Below are 20,092 nucleotides of genomic sequence, written 5' to 3' on the forward strand. Positions count from 1 at the left end.
GAACAACCCGACGAGGACCCCGATGACACTCACCTACTCCGCCGGTTCCCTGGTGTCCGCCCGCGACCGTGAATGGGTCGTGCTGCCCGACAGCACCCCCGACATGCTCGTGCTGCGTCCCCTCGGCGGCTCCGACGACGACATCGCCGCCGTCTTCCCCGCCTTCGAGGACGTCAAGGGCGCCGAGTTCGCCGCCCCCTCACCCACCGACCTCGGCGACCAGCGCGCCGCAGGCCTGCTCCGCTCGGCCCTGCGCATCGGCTTCCGCTCCGGCGCGGGCCCCTTCCGCTCCCTCGCCGGAATCGCCGTCGAGCCGCGCGCGTACCAGCTCGTCCCCCTCCTCATGGCCCTGCGCCAGAAGACCGTCCGCATGCTGATCTCCGACGACGTCGGCATCGGCAAGACCATCGAGGCGGGCCTGATCGCGAGCGAACTCCTCGCCCAGGGCGAGACGAAGGGCCTCGCCGTGCTCTGCTCGCCCGCGCTGGCCGAACAGTGGCAGGGGGAACTGCGTACCAAGTTCGGCATCGACGCGGAGCTCGTCCTCGCCTCCACCGTCTCCCGCCTTGAGCGCCGCCTGGACCTCGGCCAGTCGCTCTTCGACAAGCACCCCAACGTCGTCGTCTCCACGGACTTCATCAAGTCCCCCCGCCACCGCGACGACTTCGTACGACACTGCCCAGGCCTGGTCATCGTCGACGAGGCCCACACCTGCGTGGCCGTCGAGGACGCCACCGTGTCCTCGAAAACCTCGCAGAACCAGCTCCGCTACGAGCTGCTGCGCCGCGTCGCCGAAGATCCCGAGCGGCATCTGCTGCTGGTGACCGCGACCCCGCACAGCGGCAAGGAGTCGGCCTTCCGCAACCTGCTCGGCCTGGTCAGGCCCGAGCTGGCCAAGGTTGACCTGGACAGCGAGGCGGGCCGCGTACTCCTCGCCCAGCACTTCGTGCAGCGCAAGCGGGCCGACATCCGCCAGTACCTCACCAAGAAGGACGGCCTGGCCGACGACAGCCTCGCCGAGAAGACCGCGTTCCCCTCGGACCGCTTCTTCAAGGACGAGACATACAAGCTGTCCCCGGCCTACCGCGCGCTGCTGGACGACGCCATCGGCTACGCCAGCGAGCGCGTCGAGGCCGCCGGTTCGCAGGGCAAGCGTGAGGCCCGTATCGCCTGGTGGTCCGCGATCGCCCTGCTGCGCTCGCTGGTCTCCTCGCCCCGCGCCGCCGCGCAGACGCTGACCACCCGCTCGGCCGCGGCAGTGGCCGCGAACGCGGCGGAGGCCGACAAGCTCGGTGCGCCGCTCAACAGCGACTCCGCCGACAGTGACGTGCTGGAAGGCATGGACGTCGCCCCCGGCGCGGAGACGGACGGCGCTGGCTCCCGCCTGGCCGCACTCGCCCAGCGCGCCACAGCACTTGAGGGCCCGGGGGAGGACCTCAAGCTCAAGGACCTCACCAGGCACCTGAAGGCGCTGCTCGCCGACGGCTACAGCCCGATCGTCTTCTGCCGCTACATCCCGACCGCGGAGTACGTGGCCGATCAGCTGCAGGGCAAGCTCGGTGCCAGGACGAAGATCGCTGCCGTCACGGGCACGCTCTCCCCGCAGCAGCGCATCGAGCGCATCGAGCAGCTCGCCGAGGAGGCCGGTGACCACAAGGCTGCCCGACGGGTGCTGATCGCCACCGACTGCCTCTCCGAGGGCGTCAACCTCCAGCACCTCTTCGACGCCGTCGTCCACTACGACCTCGCCTGGAACCCGACCCGCCACGACCAGCGCGAGGGCCGCGTCGACCGCTACGGCCAGAAGAGGGACGAGGTCCGCGTCATCACGCTGTACGGCGCAGACAACGGCATAGACGGCAAGGTCCTCGAAGTCCTCATCAAGAAGCACCGCCAGATCCGCAAGGACCTCGGCATCTCCGTCTCCGTGCCCGACGAGATGTCCACCGGCGTGACGGACGCCATCGTCGAGTGGCTGCTGATGCGGGGCAAGGGGGGGACAGAGCCGGACGGCCTCTTCGCGGTCGACGAGGTCCTGGACACCAGGGCCGCCGAGCTGGAGAGCGACTGGAACTCCGCCGCCGAGCGCGAGAAGGCCTCCCGCTCCCGGTTCGCCCAGCGCTCCATCCACCCGCAGGAGGTCGCCCGCGAGGTCGCGGCCATCCGCGACACCCTGGGTAGCGCGGGCGAGGTCCGCACCTTCGTACGAGACTCCCTGAACGCCCTCGGCGCGGTCCTGCGGGACGGCGGTGGCCTTGACGGGGACTTCACCGCCGAGGTGAGCGGCACCCCGGCCGGCCTGCGCGACGCCCTCGCCCCGGTCGTCGGCAGCGACGCCGTCGAGACCGGCAAACCGGTCCCGTTCCGCACCGACCCCGCGGTGGCGCGCGGCGAGGCAGCCCTCGTCCGCACCGACCCGGTCGTCGGCGCACTTGCCACCCATATCCTCAACGCGGCCCTCGACGCCCAGGCCCAAGGCAACCGCCCGGCCCGCCGCTGCGGCGTCATCACAACCGACGCCGTCCAGTCCCGGACCACCCTCCTTCTGGTCCGCTACCGCTTCCACCTCACGCTGCCCTCCCGCACCGGCGAAAAGCAGCTCGTCGCCGAGGACGTCCGACTCCTGGCCTTCCAGGGCTCCCCGAAGAACGCCGTCTGGCTGCCCCAGGAGCAGGCGGCCGCTCTGCTCGCGGCCCAGGCCTCCGGCAACACCGACCCGCACTTCGGCGAACGCACCATGACCCGCATACTCGGCCAACTCGCTGACATAAGCGGCCACCTGGAAGCACACGGCGACCAGCTCGCCGCCGAACTCGACGACTCCCACCGCCGCGTCCGCAAGTCCGTAGACGAGATCGTCCGAGGCCTGCGCGTGCGTGCGCAGAGGCCCGCCGACATCCTCGGCGCCTATGTCTACCTGCCCGCCACCACCGGAGAGACCGCCGTCTGATGTCCGCCACCGCACGCAATCAGGTCTTCTCCGCCGTCCACACCATCGGCGGCCTCATACCCGCCGACATGCTCGTCCGAATATCGGAGAGCAAGGAGGGCAAGGACGTCCCGGGCTCCAAGCCCGCCGACTACGGCGTCATCGGCTCCCGCTCGGTGCGGGACGACGCCGAACGCCGCTGGGACTACCTCAAGGCGGTCTGGCGCGAACTGCGCGTCCGCCTCCCCGAGGACAAAGAGACAGGGGCGCCCGCCGCCGACCCCACCGGCCTCGCCGTCGCCCAGTGGCTGGAGCCGCTCTTCGCCGAACTGGGCTTCGGCCGTCTCACCTCCGTGGGCCCGGCCGGCATCCCCGCCGACGGCGACGCCGGCAAGACGTTCCCGGTCAGCCACCGCTGGCAGCACACGCTCATCCACATGACCGCGTGGAACGCCGACCTGGACAAGCGCCCCGGCGGCGCGGGCACCGTCCCGCCCCAGTCGATGGTCCAGGAGTGCCTCAACCGCACCGAGGCCCACGTGTGGGGCGCCCTCACCAACGGCCGCCAGCTCCGGCTGCTGCGCGACTCCAGCGCCCTCGCCACCGCCTCGTACGTCGAGTTCGACCTTGAGGCCATATTCGACGGCGAGCTGTTCAGCGAGTTCGTGCTGCTCTACCGGCTGCTGCATGTCTCGCGCTTCGAGGTCGCGGAGGGCGCGACGCAGTCGGCGTGCTGGCTGGAGAAGTGGCGCACGGAGGCCATCGCCTCGGGGACACGGGCCCTGGACCACCACCGCGACGGCGTCCAGCAGGCCATCACCACCCTCGGCACCGGGTTCCTCAAGCACCGGGCCAACGCGGCCCTGCGCAAAGACCTGGACGTCCACGCCTTCCATACCGCTCTGCTGCGCCTCGCCTACCGCCTGATCTTCCTCTTCGTCGCCGAGGACCGGGACGCTCTCCACCCGTTCACGGCGACGGAGGACGCCCGTCGACGTTACGCGGCCTACTTCTCCTCCGACCGGCTGCGCCGCCAGGCAGGCCGCCGTCGCGGCACCGGGCATGCCGACCTGTACCAGGCCCTGCGGATCGTCCTTGACGCCCTCGGCGACGAGAGCGGACGCCCGGAACTGGGTCTGCCGGGCCTCGGTGGTCTTTTCGATGACACCGACACGGACGCTCCGCTGCGCGGTCTATCCCTCTCCAACGCGTATCTGCTGGAGGCCGTGCGCCATCTCTCCCGCATCCGCGATGAGAACTCGGCCCGCTGGCGCCCGGTCGACTACCGCAACATGGGTTCCGAAGAACTCGGCTCCATCTACGAGTCGTTGCTGGAGCTGGTCCCCAAGCACAGCGCCACCGAAAGCACCTTCGAGCTGGTCAACCGCCTCGGCAACGACCGTAAGAAGACCGGCTCGTACTACACGCCCAGCTCGCTCATCGAGACCCTGCTCGACTCCACCCTCGACCCGGTCATCGACGACGCCCAGAAACGCGGAGAGCAGAAGGCGTCGGCGGCCGGCCAACCCGACAGCACCGAGGGGATCGTCGGTGAGCTGCTGTCCCTGACCGTCTGCGACCCGGCATGCGGGTCCGGGCACTTCCTCGTGGCCGCCGCCCGCCGGATCGCCAAACGGGTCGCGGCCGTACGGGAGAGCAACCCGGAGCCCACCTCCGGCGCAGTCCGGCACGCCCTGCACGAGGTTATCGCGCGCTGCGTTTACGGTGTCGACCTCAACCCGATGGCCGTCGAGCTGGCCAAGGTCTCCCTGTGGCTGGAGGCCCTGGAGCCGGGCAAGCCGCTCGGCTTCCTCGACGCGCACATCAAACTCGGCAACGGCCTGATCGGGGCGACGCCGGTGCTGCTGCGCGACGGCATCCCGAACAAGGCGTTCAAGGCAGTCGAGGGCGACGACCCAAAGTACGCCGCCTTCCTGGAGAAACAGAACAACGAGGAGCGCAAGGGCCAGGGCGGCCTTTTCGACCTGGTGGCGGAGACGAAGGTGGCGAACATCGCCTTCGCGTCGGGCCTGCGCCGCATCACAGCGGCCCCCTCAGACACTCTCGGCGACGTCCGCCTCCAGGCCTCCGCCTACCGCGACTGGGAGACCTCCGCCGCCTACCTCCACGCTCTGCACGTGGCCGACGCTTGGTGCGCGGCGTTCATGTGGCACAAGTCGAAGGACGCCCCGCCAGCCATCACCCACGAGCTGTTCCACGCCCTCCAGGACCCGGACGCCGCAGCCGCCACGAAGGCGGTCCACGAGGAGATCGTGCGGCTGAGCGAAGAGGAGTACCACTTCTTCCACTGGCACCTGCGGTTCCCCGAGGTTTTCACCGTGCCCGAGGACAGCTCCGACTCAGGCGTGGATCCGGCTACCGGCTGGGCGGGCGGCTTCTCCTGCGTTGTCGGCAACCCGCCGTGGGACAAGGTCGACTTCGAGGACAAGAAGTACTTCAGCGTCGTCGAACCGTCGATTGCCGAGATCTCCGGGACGGCGCGGCGCACCCGCATCGTCGAGTGGGCCGAGGAGAACCCGGAGGCGGGCAAGCGCTACCGGGCTGAGCGCCGCAAGGTGAAGTCCACGTTCCTTTTCGCGGGCAGTTCTGGCGCATACCCGCTGTGTGGGAAGGGCCTCACGGTCAAGGGCGTCAATTCGCTCCAGACTGACCAGCTCTTCGCCGAGCGGTTCGCTTCTGTCGTGGCACCCCAGGGCCGCTTTGGGTGCATCATTCCGACCGCCATCGCGACCGGAGCGGGTGCTCAGCACCTCTTCAGCGACTTCACCCGGCGCGGCGTCATCTCCTCTCTGTACGACTTTGAGAACCGCAAGCCGCTCTTCGTCGGGGTGCACTCCAGCTACAAGTTCTGTCTGCTCTCTCTGACCGGCCGGAATCTGCGTGAACACGCCGCGAGGTTCGCGTTTTTCCTTGAGGACACCATCAACCTCGACGACGTCGACCGAGTCTTCGCGCTCAGTCCCGGCGAGATCGCGCTCATCAACCCCAACACCGGCACCCTCCCCATCTTCCGCACCCGCCGCGACGCCGACCTCACCGCCGCGATCTACCGCCGCATCCCGGTCCTGTGGAACGAGACCGAGAAGCAGGGCAACCCCTGGGGCATCAGCTTCAAAAACCTCTTCAACATGACCGACGACTCTGATCTCTTCCGTAAGCGGGAGGTGCTGGAGGCCGAGGGTTGGGAGCTCCACGGGAACGTGTTCATGAGGGGCGGGGAGCGGATGCTGCCGCTGTATGAGGGCAAGATGGCCCACCACTTCGACCATCGCTGGAACTCGTACCACGGCACGGGCAACGAGGACCGCCGCCGTCTGAGCCTCGCGGAGAAGCAGGACCCCTCAGCGGCGGCCGACCCTCGCTACTGGATCGCCAATGAGGGGGCTATCCCGACGGTCAGGACGAAAAGGGCGGCCGAGATCCCAGGCGTCACGATGCGCCTGGAGGACGTGCACTGGGACCGGGACTGGCTCTGCGGCTGGCGGGACGTGTGTCGCACAACCGATGAGCGCACGGCCATCCCCGCCTTCCTCCCGCGCGCCGCAGTCGGGCACACATACCCCTTGATGCTGCCGCGCGTCTCCCCCGTCCTCACCGCGGCCCTCATCGCCGCCCAGAGTTCATTGGTGTTCGACTTCGTGAGTCGTCAGAAGGTCAGCGACGCTCATATGAAGCTTTTCATCTGGAAGCAGCTCCCTGTCCCGACCCCGGCGATGCTGGAGCCCCACACCCCCTTCCTCATCCCCCGCGTCCTCGAACTTGTCTACACCGCACACGACATGACCCCCCTCGCCAGCGACCTCGGCGACACCGGAACTGCCTTCCAGTGGGACGAGGCCCGCCGTGCCCAGACCCGTGCTGAGCTCGATGCCTACTTCCTCCACCTCTACGGGATCTCACGCGAGGATGCCGACTACATACTGGAGACCTTCCAGTCCGACTCGGGCGGCGGGCTCAAAAACAACGAGATCGCCAAATACGGCCACTACCGCACCAAGGCCCTGGTCCTCACCGAGTACGACCGCATGGCCGCCGCCGGAGTCTCCGTCGACACCCCGCTCGTCGATGGCGAGAACTTCACCAGTTTCCTCACCCTGCCGCCCGGCCAAGGCCCTCGCCACCCCGCCCCTCACTGACCGCCCCACCGGGGAAGGTCCCTGCTCGGCTTCGCGAGTACGGGCCCTGCTGAGCGGGGTAGTCCGAGGGCTCAGGACCCGGCCGCGTACCGCACGAACCGTGCCCAGCCGTCCCGCCCGACGGCGAGGTGGGGACGCCGCACGTTCTTGGAGTCGCGCACGTGGACGGCGGCTGGAGAGTGGGCCACCTCTACGCACTCGCCCCCTTCGCCTCCGCTGTAACTGCTCTTGATCCAGACGAGGCCAGTCGACTCGGCTGACGCGGGTGTCTTGATGCTCATCGCTCTCCTACCAGCTTCTCGATCAAGGCCAAGGACTCCCGGGGACTGAGAGCCTGGCCTCGAATGCTTCCGTAGCGCGCGGCCAGCATACGGACCTCCACTGGGTCGGTGACCAGATGGCCAACGCCTTGCACCTCCAAGTAGCCGACCTGGGGCTTGCTCTTCGGAGTGAGGAGGATGAACGGGCCATCTACGCCAGCGTATTCATGGCAATCCAGAGGAAGCACCTGGACTGTCGTGCTCCGCAGTCGTCCGACCTCCAGAAGGTGCTTCAACTGCCCCCGCTGGACACTTCGGCCCCCGATTTCACGGCGGAGAACCGACTCGTCGATCACCGCGGTCACCATGGGAGTGGGCCAGCGAGTCAGTATGTCCTGTCGTCCGAGCCTTGCGGCGACGCGCTGCTCGACGGTCTCCTCCGGTAACAAGGGTTGCCGTACAGAGAAGGTGACGCGTGCATACTCCTCGGTCTGGAGGAGGCCGGGAATGGTGAGGGTGCCAAAGAAGCTGATCTCTTCCGCCTCGCGCTCCAGCCGCGCGTAGTCGCGGAACCACGCCGGATGCCGGACCCGCGCCCGGGCCTTCGCACGGGCGACCTCCTCCGTGGCCGCCCGCAACACCCCACCCGCGCCCAAGAGGTCATCGGCCGCGTCCAGGAACTCCGGTTGCGGGGTTCGCCGTCCCCGCTCCAGCGAGGACACCAGGTCTTCCCCGTACCCCAGCCGGTCGCCCAACTCCCGCTGGGTCAGCCCGGCCCGCTCCCGGAGGACGCGCACCTGCCGCCCCAGCGCCCGGAAGAGTTCCGGTCCGCCGTCCTCCTCGTCCGGTGCCGGCTCGGGCCGCTCACCAGCCCCGGAGGAGGACAACGACCCCGTACCGCCTGCCAATACACCCACCGCCCCGTTCAGCTCGCTCACCCACGGCCCGCCGCGTCCTCGGCGTCCCGTCCATCACAGCATAAGGTCATGCGCGCACACAGAGTGATGCCCCTTGTGGAGCGGTCAGGCGGCGGCGGAGGAGGCCGTGGCGCAGTCTCGGCACAGCCCCGGGTGTTCGGATCGGTAGCCGCGGTCGCAGGCGTCGCAGTTCTGCATGGGGGCGACGTTGGGGTGCTGGGCCTGAGGGGAGCGTAGCGGTGTCGCGTTCACCGGTTTGAGGTGTTCCAGCCGGTACGCGATCATTCCGGCAGGCCTTCGTAGGATCGGCCCGGGGAGGTTGGCGCTGACCGTCTCCACGATCTGGTGGGGGCCGATCCCGCGCTGCAGCCAGTCGTCCACGGCGGGCGCGAGCCGGTCGATATCCCGCTCGGAGAGCAGCAGTCGCGGATCCCGGAGCCGGAGCGCGGCGAGCACGGCGACGGCCTCGGGTGCGGGCGGTAGGCCGGTTGCGGGTGGTGCCGCTGCCGGTGCTGGCCTTGGGGCGGGCCGGGGCGCGGGCTCCGATGAGGGCGCGGGTGTGGGCTGCGGCTTCAGCTCCGGCTCGGGCTTCGGCTGCGGCTCGGGCTGCGGTCGGGGCTCCGGCTCCGGTGGGGGCGAGGCGTCGGGTCGGGGTGCGCTCTGCGGGGTGGGCCGGGCGCGGTCGGTTGCCTGTGCGGCGGGGGAGGGGTCGTCGTAGACGTACGTACGGGTACGGACCTGCCCGTTGGCCACGCGCACCGGCACCCGTTCCAGGAAGCCCTCCGCCTCCAGTTCGTTCAGGGCCCGGGCCAGCCGGGTCTCGCCTTCGCTGAAGTGCGTCCGCAGCGCCTCGATGCTGACGGGTACGCCGTCCGGCACGGACATCAGGTACGCCCCGACGCCGACGGTCACGGCGCTTCCGGGACGCTGCGCGAGGCGGTTGGACAGGATGGTGAAGTTCGCCGTGAGACGGCGTCGTACGTGGACGACACCGGCCGTCACAGGCTCGGCGGATGCGCGCGAGGGCGCGTTAGACTGCGGCTCAGCCATTGGGAAGGTCAACTCTTCCTGGGTGGTCAGGCCTCGGTCGGGATTGGCGTCCCTGCCGGGGCCGTTCGTCTGTGTGAGGTTGTTTGCCGCGACGATACCCCCACCTTCCACCCGCGCGCGCCCAAGTCCCCCATATGGGTGACTCTTTGGGGAGAGGCCAGGTGGGGTGAGGTTTTAGTCCTTACTTCACAGTCCTTGGTAGGTGTCGCCCGGAGCGCCGGTCCCTGGTCATCCACCACCCGTCCCGACTTACCGGCGCCTGGGGCGCGCGGTACCGGTTACGTCATACGCGGGTCAGCCAGGATGCAGGCCGCGCATCGGGCTTAGCAGCAGTGCTGGGTTGCCACACTTCCGGGTGACGGACCACGGGCAACACCTCTCGGCCCGGCGCCGGTCCCGGCCTCTTCGGCTGTTCGGACGGGCCGCTGGTCATGGCTGGGCCAGGTGTCCCTCAGCCACTCCGGGTACCGGGCGTAGAAGTCGGCCATCTTGGACCAGGACGGGTCGCCGGAGCGAGCGGGACCGCGGCCACGCCGGGGGCGTTCTGGCGCGGCCTGCGGCTGGTCTCGATGGACGGCTCCTTGTTCGACGTGCCCGGCAGCAAGGCGAACGACGCCGCCTACACCCGTGCCGCCAACGGCGGCCGGCCCGGTCCTTTCCCCCAGGTGCGGTTCCCCACGTCCACCCGGCCCGCGCCACCTCGGTCGACGACCTCGCTCACGAAACGCGACGGTTCTTGCGGCGCAGACAGAGCCAATCCCACATCCTCTGCGGCTACTTCGCCGCCGGCCGCGTCCGTTACACGATCCAGTAGGAAACCCATCAGTTTCAGTTCAATAAGTCTTGGCCATTGACCCCGGCCCTGTCTGCGGTTCTGCATAGAGAACAAGATTTCTAGTATATGTTTGGCGGGTACGGTCGTATGGGCCTGTGCAGGTGACTAGTGCAAGGCGGGGAACTCCCGAATCGGTGAACAAGTCATGGGGAAGTTTCTGTTTTTCGTAGGTGCGGCGGGCCCTGATCACATAGGAATGGTCGCGGCCATTCGAGTCCTCGATGTCCACTACTGATCCCAGCGGGATCCGGCTCAACTGGGCGAAGACTCCCAACCCGCTGGTCCAGGAATCCACATGCCCGGTGAGCAGGACTGTTCCGGTTGGTGCTCCTGGACGCGCGCCAAGCACCCACCACCCTACGTGGGAAGCTGGTTCCGGAACCCGCAGCGTACCGTTGCCGTCCGCGTCCATCGGGTCCACGGGCGCCCGTAGGTAGCCGCGGACCGAAATGGCTACCGGGATGGAAAATCCGTCCGCGTGGGACCGCTTCGATGTCGGATAGCGTGCAGGCAGCGTGCCAGCGTCCGTGACAACTCCGGGATGTCGGGTCAGCATCATGGAAATTCCAGTGCTGGCCGTTGCAAGTCCCGTAGTCATAACGAGGATGACTATGGCGAGCCGCGGCCGCCACCGGAGTCTGCCTCTGCTCACCTGGAGTATGCCCGGCGCCGTCTCAGGAGTACGATTCCCGCAGCGGTTCCCGCTGAGGCAAGTACGGCTCCTCCGGCTGAGAGAGCCATCCCGGTGGCCGGAACCGAACCGCCGCTCGCGGCCTCGGCCGCCTTCCCGGACTCACCTGCGGGGATTTTGTTCGTCCCTACCTGGCCATGGCACTTCCCCCCGTAGACCATCCGCAAGTGCTTGTAGATTACCGGCCGGGCGATCTGCGCATACTGCTTGGCTTGGGTGTTGATCCCCTGCTTGATCTCCTTGTCGATCAGGCTCAATGCCTGCTTGTGGCCGGCGAACATCATGTTCAGCCACGCCTTGTCGTACGCCGCGGTGTGTGCCTTGGCCAGGGAGGCCATCGCCTTCTGCGCCGTCGCCTCAACCTTGTCTGCCTTGGCCAGCGGGATACGCGCAGCATACGCGACGGGCCTGACCTCCGCTTCGAGCTGTCTGTGATCGTGGACGAGCACCGCACCGACCTGCTTGATGCATTCGGTGGTAGCACTGCTCTGAGCGTACTCGCCCGCGACTATTTCCGTCAGATTCACCATGTTCATGGTTTGGGCGAACGTGGTGTCGCCTTTACTGACGTCGGTTTCAGCGGCAACTGCGGGGCCGGCAGCTCCTCCTGCGACTGCCAGAACAGTCATCGCGACGGAAGCGAAGCGTGTAGGGCGTCCCATTCCTTTTTCCTTTCAGTGACGTTGTCTCGCGTCTCTGCCTCGCTGGCAGACCCCGGGTTTTCCGTTCGGCAGGTCCGCTAAGCGGCATGAACTCGCCTAGACTCAGACACCCGAAGAGACGGGTTCTGGGAACCGTTGCCGCTGGCTGCGACACAACGAGAAAGCCGTTGGAACGAGCTCCAAATGAGCCCTGACCCATTCTTATTCCAAGCCCCAGGATGCCGCACATTGATACCCCCAAGCGGGTTACTCCGGTTGACCTCGACGAGTCTTCGGCAGAGCACATTGCTCGTCCAGATCCTCTCCAGTCGTACGCCTTGGCCCAACGTCGCTCGGCTAGTCCGAGATTGTCTATGATCTCGATCTTGTGCCGAAGGATCACATAGCTGGTGAGACGTACCCGGAGCGGATCCGGATGGGGCTGCTGTCGCGGACCTTTCCCCCGGAGTTGGTCGACTTCGTGGTCGACGAGGCGGGGGCGCGGGAGGAGCGGACCCGGTCGCTGCCGTCCCGGCTGACGGTGTACTTCATTTTGACGATGTGGCTGTTCACCGGGTACGGATACGGGCTGGTGCTGCGGGAGTTGGTGGAGCACTTGCCAATGCGCAGCCTCAACCCGAACCCGCGGTTGCGGCGCCCGGCTTGCCAGCCGGGCGCCGCAACCGCTCAGGTCAGGCCGACGCGGTGACTGCTCCGCCGAGGTGCCGGTCGAAGAACCGGACCGCGCTGTCGACCTCGAACCGGGGCAGCTCCTTGTGCTTGCCCGAGTTCACGTGCAACGACTTCTCCTTCGAGGCGAAGGCGTCGAACAGCGCGAGACCCTCCTCGCGCGAGATGTGCTCGTCGTCCCACTGCATGTCGAACTCGATCGGGATGGTGATCTGCTTCGCCTTGTCGGCCAGGACATCGGGCCAGTGCTGACCGAAGACCGCGGCGGTGATCCTGGGTTCGATCGCCACAAGCGGCACGCCGATCGCCGTGCCCATGTTGATGCCCCAGAAGCCAACTAGCCCGTCGGTGCCGATCTCCGGGAGTTCCTGGAGGGCGTCCAGGGTCGCCTGATACTCGGGCACGGCGAGCTCCGCCAGGTGGTCGTTGTAGCGCACGACGATCGGGCCTTCCGGTTCGCCCGCCGCCCTCGCCCGGAACAGCTCGGCGATTTCCGCCTCGTCGTGCGCCGTGCGCGGCCGGTCGCCGTGACCGGGCGCGTCGATGACGGCGACGTGGAAGCCGCAGCCGGTCACGACGCGCTGGGCGCGGCCGGACATCGCCGGGTGCTTCTTGTGGTTGCCGCCGCCGTGGGCCATCAGGATCAGGGGCGCGCGATCGGCCGTATTGGAGGCCGGCGACCACAGGACGCCGGGGACGTCGCCCACGGTGAAGTCGCGTTCGAGCATGCCGTTCGATGACGACTCGGCGGTGTACTGCAGAGAGTGCATAGGTGGTGCCTTTCGGGAGTGCCTTGTTATCGAGGCGCTCCCGGCGACACCTGCGTCAATCGCCTGACCGTGACGAGAGGGAGAGCACCCACATGGATACAGCGTTCATGGGTCTCACCTCCTCGGACGGTGTCGCGGTCGACTGAAAGCTACCAGCCCGACCGCGATCCCGCCCACCCCTTTTTTCCGCCACGTGATCACAACTCCAGTCAGGCCCTAACGGTCCAGCTCTTGAACCTAAGGAGCCGAAATAATCTAGGGCGTGTATCCACCCGACTCCGCTGGACGCTGGAAGAGGTCGCGACCGAACTCCTCGACGATCTTCTCCCCAGCCGCCGGGACCGACGCTGCGAACGCGTCAAGAAGCCACCGAAGAACAAGTTCGCGATCAAGAGGCGAGACCAGCCGCGCACTCCCAGTAACGTCCACTACACGTTCAGAGTCACCAAACACCGGCCCCTACCTGCGGAAACGCCTCAAGTCACCGGCATTGGCAGATCAGAGGCCGGATCCTATATTTGAGCCCGCCAGGCACGCGACCGCGTGACCGGTCGGCCACCGTGCCCGGGCGGGCGGGCCTGCGCGCCCGCCCGGGCCTCACAGCATGCGGCCGATCCTGTCCGCGTGTTCCTTGAGCACGGGCAGGAACCGCTCGCGCATGTCCTCCAGACCGATGCGGGCGGTGAACGCACTGACGCTGAGCGCGGCCCGGGTGGCACCCCGTGAGTCCTTCACCGGTGTGGCCATCGACCGCATGCCAAGTTCCAGCTCTTCGTCCGTGAACGCAACCTCCTGCGTGCGTGCCTCCACGATGCGCCGGCTGATCTCCTCGATATCGACGAGCGACTTCTCCGTACGGGCCTCGGGCCGGCAGCCCGCCAGGTACGCGTCCAGCTCCTCGTCGGGCAGCGCCGCCAGCAGTACCCGACCCGTGGCCGAGCTGCACGCGGGCAGCCGGATGCCGACACGCACCCCCGCCGACACGATTCGCTCGGTCTCCGCCCGAGCCACGAACACCGCCGCGCCATCCTCGAACACCGCCAACGATACGGACTCCCCAAGCTGTTGACGGGCCGACAGCAGAATGGGCTGGGCGAGTCGCGGCAGCGGATCGGTCCGTGCGTACGAGCCGCCAAGCCGCACCATCCGGGGGGTCGGCCGGAAGTGCTTACCGTCGTGCGCCAGAAAGCCGAGTTCGGTCAGCGTGAGCAGGCAGCGTCGCGCCGTGGCCCGGCTCAGACCCGTGGCACGGGCCGCCTCCGAGACCGTGAGCTGCGAATACGACTGCCCGAACGTCTCGATCACAGCCAGCCCCTTGGCCAGCCCCGCCATGCCCTCCGGAGCACGCGGGCGCAGATTGCGCGACTCGGGAGTCTTGACATCGCTCTGCAGACTGAGCTTTTCTGTTCGTATATTGGCCATGTGTTCGTTATACGAACACCGTGAGGGTTTGTCAAGCCCCCGCGAAGAGAAGGAGGAGCGTTGCCGAACACCGTGTCCCAAACGGACGACCGGGACCGCCCGGAGTGGCCCGCGGAACTCACCCGCGTGCCGTACTGGGTCTTCCAGCGCCAGGACATCTACCGCGCCGAGCAGGAAAAGCTGTTCCGTGGACCCTATTGGAGCTACCTCTGCCTGGAGGCCGAGGTCCCCGCCCCCGGTGACTACCGCACCAGCTTCCTCGGCGACACCCCCGTCATCGTCTCCCGCGACCAGGACGGCGAGCTCTACGCTTTCGAGAACCGGTGCGCCCACCGGGGCGCGCTCCTCGCGCTCGACGACGGGGGCAACGCCAAGGACTTCACCTGCGTCTACCACGCCTGGAGCTACAACCTTCAGGGCGATCTCACCGGGGTCGCCTTCAAGGACGGCATCAACGGCCGCGGCGGCATGTCGAAGCACTTCTGCCTGGAGGACCACGGGCCGCGCAAGCTGCGGCTCGCCGTCGTGAGCGGCCTGGTATTCGGCAGCTTCGACGAGGACGTGCCGGACATCGAAGACTACCTCGGCGACGAGATCCTCAGCCGGATCGAGCGGGTCCTCGGCGGGCGCACCCCGGTCGTCCTCGGCCGCTTCACGCAGCTGCTTCCGAACAACTGGAAGCTCTACATGGAGAACGTCAAGGACTCCTACCACGCGAGCATCCTGCATCTGTTCTTCACCACGTTCGGGATCAACCGGCTCGGCCAGCGCGGCGGCATCATCGTCAGCGAGAGCGGCGCCCACCACGTGAGCTACTCGGCCATCGACCCCGAGATAGAGCACGACGCAGCCTACTCCCAGCAGAACATCCGCTCCGACAGCGAGTACACGCTGGCCGACCCCTCGCTCCTGAACGGGTTCAGCGAGGTCGGCGACGACATCACCCTGCAGATCCTCTCGGTCTTCCCCGGCTTCGTCCTCCAGCAGATCCAGAACTCGGTGGCTGTCCGTCAGATCCTGCCCCGCGGAGTGACGTCCACCCGGCTGAACTGGACGTACCTCGGCTTCGAGGAGGACACCCCAGAGCAGCGCACGGTGCGGCTCAAGCAAGGCAACCTGGTCGGACCCGCCGGCTACATCTCGATGGAGGACGGCTGCGTCGGCGGCTTCGTCCAGCGCGGCATCGCGGGCGCGAGCGACCAGCAGGCCGTGCTGGAGATGGGCGGCGCCTCCGCCGAGTCCAGCGACAGCCGCGTGACCGAGGCCTCGGTCCGGGGCTTCTGGAAGGCGTACCGCGAAGGCATGAACCTGCGACAGGAGAAGAACCAGTGACCGTGACCACGGACGTCTTCGGGCTCCTCAGCCGCGCCCAGGCCGAATACGCCCGGTGCATCGACGAAGGCCCACTGGAGGACTGGCCCGCGTTCTTCGAGGAGGACTGCCACTACCGGATCACCACCGCCGACAACCACCGCCAGGGATTGGAGGCGGGAGTGGTCTGGGCCGATAACCGGCGTATGCTCGCCGACCGGATCTCCGCCCTGCGTGAGGCCAACATCTACGAGGCGCACACCTACCGGCACATCCTCGGCCAGCCCGCGATCCTGGAGGAGTTCGGCGACGGTGCCCGCAGCGAGACCGGCTTCATCGTCGTACGGGTGATGCGCGACGGCACGACCGGCATCTTCGCCACCGGCCGTTACATCGACCGGTACCGCTTCGACAACGGGCGGGCGAGCCTGGCCGAGCGGATCGTGGTCTGCGACAGCTCTGCCATCGACACCCTGCTGGCGCTGCCGCTATGACGGCCGCGCACACGCCCCCCGCTCCGGCCGCACCAGAGGACCCCCGGGTCCTGCTGGCCATCGGCGACCCCAACGGGGTAGGCCCAGAACTGGCAGTAAAGGCGGTGGAGGCCCTGCGAGGCACGCCCGCTCTGAACCCCGTGCTGGTCGGCGACCCCATGGTTGTCCGGCACTACGCGGGCCGGGACGGCCTGCGGGTGCGCGAGACCGACGGCACCGACGGGCCCGCGCCCGGCGTGCTGGACCTACTGCCTGTACCGTCCCTGCCCTACGAGGCGTTCCGACCCGGTGAGGTGCACCCCGCGGCGGGCGCCGCGACAGTCGACTATCTCCGCGCGGCGGTCCGCGCGCTGAGCGAGGGCCGAGGCCGGGGCATCGTCGGCTGCCCGCATTCGGAGACGGCCATCAACCGCGCGGGCATCTCCTTCCGCGGCTACCCCGCGCTGCTGGCCGAGCTCAGCGGCACGGACCCAGACCGGGTGTTCCTGATGCTGGTGGACGGGGGCCTGCGGATCGTCCACGCGACCCTGCACGAGCGGCTCGGAGACGCCCTCTCCCGACTGTCGCCGGATCTGGTGGAATCCGCCGGCCTCGCTGCCGCCGGCTTCCTCGCCTCGCTCGGAGTCACCTCCCCCCGCATCGGGGTCTTCGGGATCAACCCGCACGCCGGTGAGGACGGACTGTTCGGGGACGACGACCAGCGGATCACCGGGCCAGCCGTGACACGTCTGCGCGAGGCGGGCATCGACGCCCGGGGCCCGGCCGGCGCCGATCTGCTGCTCGGTAACCCCGACGGCCGCGGGCAGTACGACGCCTTCGTGGCGATGTACCACGACCAGGGCCACATCCCGATGAAACTGCTCGCCGGCCGGAACGCCTCGGCGCTGTCCGTCGGAGCGGACCTGGCCTTCTCCAGCGTCGGCCACGGCACGGCGTTCGACATCGCCGGCCGTGGGGTCGCCGACCCGGCGGCGACCCCACGGCGTCGCCGACCCGGCGGCGGTGATCCGGGCCGTACGCCTGATCGGCTCGGCAACCGGCCGCTCCCCGCGACGGGGCGATCTTGCGGGGGCACCCTCATGACGTACCAGGTCAACGTCGACGACACCGGCATCACCTTCCCCTGCGAACCGGGCGAGACGGTGCTGGACGCCGCAGAACGGGCCGGATACGCGCTCCCGTACTCCTGTCGCAAGGGCGTCTGCTCGACCTGCGAGGCAGGCCTGTCCTCCGGCCGCGCAGAGGTGCGCGGCCGGGCCCCGGCCGAGGGTCCGGCCGAAGGGGTGCTGCTGTGCCAGACGCGCCCCTGCTCCGATCTCGGCATCGCGCCCCAGCGCATCGCCAAGCGCGGGCAGCCCGCCCGGAAGAAGGTGACGGCCAAGGTCCATCGCATCACCCGGCCGGTCGCGGACGTAGTGGCACTGCAGTTGCGGCTGCCCACCGGGCAGCGCGCCCAATTCACCGCCGGTCAGTACCTCAAGCTGTTCCTGCCGGACGGCGACAGCCGCAACTACTCCATGGCCAATCCGCCGCATCAGAACGACAGCGTGCAGCTGCACATCCGCGTCGTCCCCGGAGGCCGGTTCTCCGACGGCGTGCTGTCCGGGCTGGACAAGGGCGACTCACTGACGGTGGAACTGCCCTACGGCCAGTTCTCGCTCGACACCGACTCCGACCGGCCCGCCGTGCTGGTGGCCACCGGTACCGGCTTCGCCCCGGTCAAGTCGATCGTCGAGGACCAGATCAAGCGTCGTGCCGACCGGCCCATGCATCTGTACTGGGGCGGCCGCCGCGAGGAAGACCTCTACCTGAGCGACCTCGCCGCGGGCTGGGCGGCGCGCGCCTCCTGGTTCACCTTCACTCCAGTGCTGTCGCAGCCCGGCCCGTCCTGGAGGGGCCGCACCGGGTGGGTCCACCACGCCGTGCTGGAGGATCACCCCGATCTCAGCGGCCACGAGGTCTACGCCTGCGGCAGCCCACTGATGACAGGCGCGGCGCAGGACGACTTCATCACGCTGGGCGGACTCGGTCCCGACAGCTTCCACAGCGACGCATTCGTGCCCTCCGGCGATTCCGTACCAGCGGCCTGAGCGCTGCCCCTGCCGAACGACGCCGCGAGCCGCACTTCCAGCGGCGCCGTTGGTACCCCCTGTCCGTGCATCCGTGACCGTCCCGCCAGAGCGGACGGCCCCCACCGAATCGAGGCAACCATGTCTCAGCCACCCTTGCGGCTGCATCTACCGGAGTTCATCGATCAGCGACGCGTGACCGCCTATCAGTACGGGATCGTCGCGCTCTGCGGTTTCGTCATGTTCATCGACGGCTTCGACACCCAGGCGATCAGCTACATGGCCCCGCACATCGCCAAGGAGTGGGGCCTGTCCCAGACGGTGCTCGGCCAGATCTTCTCGGCCGGCCTGGTGGGTCTCATGGTCGGCTATCTCGCCCTGTCACCGCTGTCGGACAGGTTCGGGCACAAGCGCGTCATCATCGCCGCCACCGCTGTCTTCGGTGCCGCCACCCTGGCTGCGGTCTGGGCCGGAAACCTCACGGAGCTCGTCACCCTGCGCTTCGTCACCGGCATGGGACTGGGCGCCGCGGCGCCCAGCGCCGTGGCCCTGACCGGCGAGTTCAGCCCCAGACGGCTGCGCGCCACCTTCGTGCTCGTCATTTACTGCGGCTTCTCCGTAGGATTCATCGCCGCCGGCCTGGCCGCCGGGTGGCTAATCCCCGGCCACGGCTGGCGCTCGATGTTCTGGGCCGGTGCCGCCGCGCCCGTACTGCTGATCCCCTTCCTGGTCCGCGGCCTGCCCGAATCCCCTGTCTTCATGATCCAGCGGAACATGGATCCGCACCGCATCTACGCAATCTTCCGCCGGATGGACCCCGCACTGCCCGCGGCGCTGACCGACCAGATCCCGCCGGTCTTCGGCGTCGCGGAGAACGAGAGCGGCATGCGCACCGCCCTCAGCAGCCTTTTCACGCGGAAGTTGCTCCCGGGCACCGTACTACTCTGGCTGGTCTTCATGATCAACCTGGCGGAGTTCTACGCCCTCCAGAGCTGGCTTCCATCCATCATGACGAACCTCGGCTACCCCATGAGCGTCGTCGTGACCGCGACTACCCTGACCACGGTGGGCGGCATCGCCGCCGCGTTCGTCACCGGCCCCTCCATGGACCGGCTGGGCGCCTACGCGACGCTGGGCGTGCTGTACTTGGTGGGCTTCGTCTTCGTGGCCCTGACCGGCGCCGCCTTCCACGCCCCGCTGTGGGTCCTGCTGACGGCCGACTTCCTGGCCGGCTGCTGCATCAGCGGAGGCCAGAAGAGCCTGATTGCCCTCGCCGCGGTCTTCTACCCGGCACCGATACGGTCCACCGGCGTCGGGTGGGCCCTGGGAGTCGGGCGCGTGGGCGGAATCATCGGGCCGATCGTGGTCGGCGCCGCGCTCGCCATGAAGTGGTCGCCCAGCGTGGTGTTCTACGCGATGTCCGTGCCGATGCTCGCGGCGGCCCTGACGGTCCTTCTGCTAGGGCTCCGCTACGGCAGGCGGGCGGACCGGTCGTCCCAGCCGGACGGCACAGCGGACCAGGCAACTCCGCCACTCGCCCAGGACAGCAGCCCTGCAGTCGGACCGACCTCCGCGGTCTGACACCTCGTCGTCCGGTGCGCGCGGCGTGGGTGGACGACCACCCGCGCCTGCGCTCCGGCGACGCGGGGCCCGGCGCCAGCCCCCGGCCTCCCGGGCCGTTTGAACGGGCCGCTGGTCATGGCTGGGCCAGGTGTTCCCTCAGCCACTCCGGGTACCGGGCGTAGAAGTCGGCCATCTTGGACCAGGCCGGGTCGCCGAGGACGGCGGCGCAGTGCGCACTGACTCAGGGCGTGCCATCCGCCGCAAAGGGTGCCGGCGGGCACGGGAACGTGATG

Annotated in this window: 14 protein-coding genes; 7 read left to right on the forward strand and 7 right to left on the reverse strand. The window is 68.4% G+C overall.

Annotation, left to right across the window (positions count from 1 at the left end; genetic code table 11):
* The first annotated feature begins 22 nt into the window (after nucleotides 1-22).
* Both FCI23_RS08715 and FCI23_RS08720 read left to right on the forward strand, forming a co-directional pair.
* Nucleotides 23-2,950 carry a DEAD/DEAH box helicase gene (locus FCI23_RS08715; protein ID WP_136722896.1) on the forward strand — a complete coding sequence of 976 codons (2,928 nt, stop codon included), beginning with the start codon at nucleotides 23-25 and terminating at the stop codon, nucleotides 2,948-2,950.
* Nucleotides 2,950-7,086 carry an Eco57I restriction-modification methylase domain-containing protein gene (locus FCI23_RS08720; RefSeq protein WP_136722897.1) on the forward strand — a complete coding sequence of 1,379 codons (4,137 nt, stop codon included), beginning with the start codon at nucleotides 2,950-2,952 and terminating at the stop codon, nucleotides 7,084-7,086. Before FCI23_RS08715 ends, FCI23_RS08720 begins: the two co-directional genes overlap by 1 nt.
* Before the next feature lie 71 nt (nucleotides 7,087-7,157).
* Here FCI23_RS08720 and FCI23_RS08725 read toward each other — a convergent pair whose 3' ends face one another.
* The 5 genes from FCI23_RS08725 to FCI23_RS08745 form a co-directional block, all read right to left on the reverse strand.
* Nucleotides 7,158-7,367, reverse strand: a complete 210-nt coding sequence (locus FCI23_RS08725) for a DUF397 domain-containing protein (protein WP_136722898.1) — start codon at nucleotides 7,365-7,367, stop codon at nucleotides 7,158-7,160.
* Nucleotides 7,364-8,233 carry a helix-turn-helix domain-containing protein gene (locus FCI23_RS08730; RefSeq protein WP_136723028.1) on the reverse strand — a complete coding sequence of 290 codons (870 nt, stop codon included), beginning with the start codon at nucleotides 8,231-8,233 and terminating at the stop codon, nucleotides 7,364-7,366. Before FCI23_RS08730 ends, FCI23_RS08725 begins: the two co-directional genes overlap by 4 nt.
* 135 nt (nucleotides 8,234-8,368) lie before the next feature.
* On the reverse strand, nucleotides 8,369-9,313 hold the full coding sequence (locus FCI23_RS08735) for a hypothetical protein (RefSeq protein ID WP_136722899.1): 945 nt from the start codon (nucleotides 9,311-9,313) through the stop codon (nucleotides 8,369-8,371).
* 833 nt (nucleotides 9,314-10,146) lie between these two features.
* Nucleotides 10,147-10,746, reverse strand: coding sequence for a class F sortase (locus FCI23_RS63630; RefSeq protein ID WP_136722900.1), 600 nt, complete (start codon nucleotides 10,744-10,746; stop codon nucleotides 10,147-10,149).
* Nucleotides 10,747-10,796: 50 nt separating this feature from the next.
* Entirely contained in the window at nucleotides 10,797-11,501 is a 705-nt protein-coding gene (locus FCI23_RS08745) for a DUF4142 domain-containing protein (RefSeq protein WP_136722901.1), read from the reverse strand.
* A 367-nt stretch (nucleotides 11,502-11,868) separates the two neighbouring features.
* On the opposite strand from FCI23_RS08745, the gene FCI23_RS08750 reads away from it, so the two are divergent.
* A complete protein-coding gene (locus tag FCI23_RS08750; RefSeq protein WP_136722902.1) occupies nucleotides 11,869-12,189 on the forward strand; it encodes a transposase domain-containing protein in 321 nt (106 codons plus the stop codon).
* Here the strand turns inward: FCI23_RS08750 and FCI23_RS08755 are convergent.
* On the reverse strand, nucleotides 12,173-12,940 hold the full coding sequence (locus FCI23_RS08755) for an alpha/beta hydrolase family protein (protein ID WP_136722903.1): 768 nt from the start codon (nucleotides 12,938-12,940) through the stop codon (nucleotides 12,173-12,175). The two genes, FCI23_RS08750 and FCI23_RS08755, sit on opposite strands and share 17 nt — an antisense overlap.
* 597 nt (nucleotides 12,941-13,537) lie before the next feature.
* Nucleotides 13,538-14,272 carry an IclR family transcriptional regulator domain-containing protein gene (locus FCI23_RS08760; protein WP_136722904.1) on the reverse strand — a complete coding sequence of 245 codons (735 nt, stop codon included), beginning with the start codon at nucleotides 14,270-14,272 and terminating at the stop codon, nucleotides 13,538-13,540.
* Nucleotides 14,273-14,422: 150 nt separating this feature from the next.
* Here FCI23_RS08760 and FCI23_RS08765 point away from each other — a divergent pair, with 150 nt between their 5' ends.
* From FCI23_RS08765 to FCI23_RS08785, 4 genes are all read left to right on the forward strand, one after another.
* Nucleotides 14,423-15,694 (forward strand): aromatic ring-hydroxylating dioxygenase subunit alpha, encoded by a 1,272-nt coding sequence (locus tag FCI23_RS08765; protein WP_211265251.1) that lies wholly within the window; start codon nucleotides 14,423-14,425, stop codon nucleotides 15,692-15,694.
* Nucleotides 15,691-16,167 (forward strand): aromatic-ring-hydroxylating dioxygenase subunit beta, encoded by a 477-nt coding sequence (locus tag FCI23_RS08770; protein WP_211265252.1) that lies wholly within the window; start codon nucleotides 15,691-15,693, stop codon nucleotides 16,165-16,167. The genes FCI23_RS08765 and FCI23_RS08770 overlap by 4 nt, the downstream gene beginning before the upstream one ends.
* Nucleotides 16,164-18,257 (forward strand): 4-hydroxythreonine-4-phosphate dehydrogenase PdxA, encoded by a 2,094-nt coding sequence (locus FCI23_RS63020; protein ID WP_322973814.1) that lies wholly within the window; start codon nucleotides 16,164-16,166, stop codon nucleotides 18,255-18,257. Before FCI23_RS08770 ends, FCI23_RS63020 begins: the two co-directional genes overlap by 4 nt.
* Before the next feature lie 120 nt (nucleotides 18,258-18,377).
* Nucleotides 18,378-19,817: an MFS transporter gene (locus FCI23_RS08785; RefSeq protein ID WP_136722905.1), complete on the forward strand. Its 1,440-nt coding sequence runs from the start codon at nucleotides 18,378-18,380 to the stop codon at nucleotides 19,815-19,817.
* The last annotated feature ends 275 nt before the right edge of the window (nucleotides 19,818-20,092 follow it).

This window comes from Actinacidiphila oryziradicis (assembly GCF_005047355.1).
GTDB classification, from domain to species: Bacteria; Actinomycetota; Actinomycetes; order Streptomycetales; family Streptomycetaceae; genus Actinacidiphila; species Actinacidiphila oryziradicis.